Annotated in this window: 2 protein-coding genes and 1 pseudogene; all 3 read right to left on the minus strand. The window is 71.5% G+C overall.

What is annotated here, in order from left to right:
• Positions 1 to 355 precede the first annotated feature (355 nt).
• Positions 356 to 649, minus strand: a complete 294-nt coding sequence (locus Q4A20_RS15035) for a hypothetical protein (protein ID WP_303124203.1) — start codon at positions 647 to 649, stop codon at positions 356 to 358.
• A 153-nt stretch (positions 650 to 802) separates the two neighbouring features.
• Positions 803 to 1,525: a FadR/GntR family transcriptional regulator gene (locus Q4A20_RS15040; RefSeq protein ID WP_303124205.1), complete on the minus strand. Its 723-nt coding sequence runs from the start codon at positions 1,523 to 1,525 to the stop codon at positions 803 to 805.
• A gap of 191 nt (positions 1,526 to 1,716) precedes the next feature.
• A pseudogene (locus Q4A20_RS15045) lies at positions 1,717 to 1,990 on the minus strand (hypothetical protein); the annotation flags it as partial.

The raw sequence follows: 1,990 nt of genomic DNA on the forward strand, positions 1-1,990 counted from the left end.
CCCGTACGCGGTCGACGCACCCGGTCGCACGGGACCGAGGAGGGGCGCGCAGGCGCGGTGAGCAGGAACGGGACCTGGGGCGGGGAACGGGTCCGGAAAGGCGCACGGGAAGGAGACCCCCGCTGGCGCGGGCCCGGCCTCGCCGAGACCGGCTGGAACAACGTCGCCTCGAGGAGACCCCCGCTGGCGCGGGCCCGGCGCTTCGAGCGCTCGGGCGCGCCTCATGGGCGCGCCCGGTCAGGACGGGCGGTGCAGCGCGCCCTCAGCCGGGCGGGGGGCTCGGGCTGCGCCGGAGTGCGCGCACGCTACCGGCGCGGCCGGGTCGGGCAATGCCCCGACGACGGGGCGAGGCGGCTCAGATTCCTGCGCGGCGCAGCAGGACGAGGGCCGTGGACACGGACAGGACCAGGGACACGAGCGCACACACGGCCGCGACGGCAACGGCTCCGGTGATCGAGGCGAAGACGACGAACATGCTCAGCACGGCGAGGAGGGCCAGCGCCGTTGCGGCCACGGTGGCGTCGCTGCGCGAACGGGCGGCAACGGGCAGCTCGACGACCGTGGCCCGGTCGGTCTGCGCACGAGTAGGCACCACGTGCAGGCTGACGGGCTTGCGCAGCAGAGCGACGTTGGCGGTGGTTGCGGGCATGTGTTCCTGCTTCTCCTCACAGAGTGCAGGAACGACGTCGCACTCCCGCACGACGATGTGCATCCATGTGGATACACCAGGAACGTAGCACACCTCAGAGCACTGATGAGGGTCGCTTTGGTCACGCGACGACGACCACCCGCTCGTCCGGGCTCACGGGATGTCGACGCGCTCATCGGTGCGACGAGGCCGCGCCGCCGCGATCTCCTCGCGCATCCGCCCCATGTGGGTACGCATCGCCTCAGCCGCGCGCTCCGGGTCGCGCCGGTCCACGGCGTCGAGGATCTGCTCGAGCGAGGTCATGATCCGCTGGCGCACCTGGGGCGACTCGGCCGTGCGGAACCTGGCACTGAGCAGGGCATCGCGGTAGGGGTGGACGGCCGAGGCGATGAACTGGTTGCCCGTGGCGGCCAGCAGGATGTCGTGAAAAGCGTTGCTGCTTCCCACCACTGCCTGGACGTCCCCGAGCCGGTCCGCCACCCGGACGTCCTCCAGGCACTGGCGCAGCGCCTCTACATCGGCCTCTGTTCGCTTGAGCGCGGCCAGGCGCACGGAGCCGATCTCCAGCATGGACTCGACCCCGAGCACCTCGACCTCGATCTCCAGGGCGCGGCCTTCGCGCGAGGCCACGTACATCAGGTAGCGCAGCTCGTGCCACCTGAAGCGCGGCAGCAGGAAGGTGCCCCGGCCGTGGACGACGTTGAGCACCCCGCCCAGGGACAGGGTGCGCACCGCCTCACGCATGGTGGGACGCGACACGTCAAGAAAGCGGGCGAGCTCAGCCTCGGGAGGAAGCGGGCGCTCCTCAACGAACTGGCCCTCGACGATGCCGTCCAGGATCTTCGTCACTGCGGCGGTCACCAAGTCAACAGCCATACGACCTCCCGGAGCGCGAACACGAACGGCGGACCGCCGGTGCGACAGTCCCGTCCTGTATATCAGCATCTCGGTTCCTGGGCCCGGAGGTCTCTGCCTTCGGATGAGCCGAACGGTCTACCGGTCGGGCCACGGACAGGACGTCGTCCTCCACCGGCGCCTGGCGTCCTCCGAGGACCGCGCCGCCCGGGTCAGCACGCGCTGACGCCCCGCTCCGGCTGGGCCGAACCCGCTGCGGTGCGCGCATCGAGGCCCGGCTCAGACGGGGCGACCGGGACCGGCCGGTCCCCCAGGCGCCGCACACCGCGCAGGTACCACAGCGCCACCGCCCAGACGAACACGACGAGCAGAGCCTGAACGGGCCGGGACCAGCCGACATCGGGCAGAACGAGCACCGCCGCACCCGCCGCCAGGCACTCGGCGGTGTTGAACAGGACGTCGTAGATGGAGAAGGCGCGCCCACGG

Source organism: Actinomyces sp. (genome assembly GCF_030530635.1).
In the GTDB taxonomy this organism is placed as follows: Bacteria; Actinomycetota; Actinomycetes; order Actinomycetales; family Actinomycetaceae; genus Actinomyces.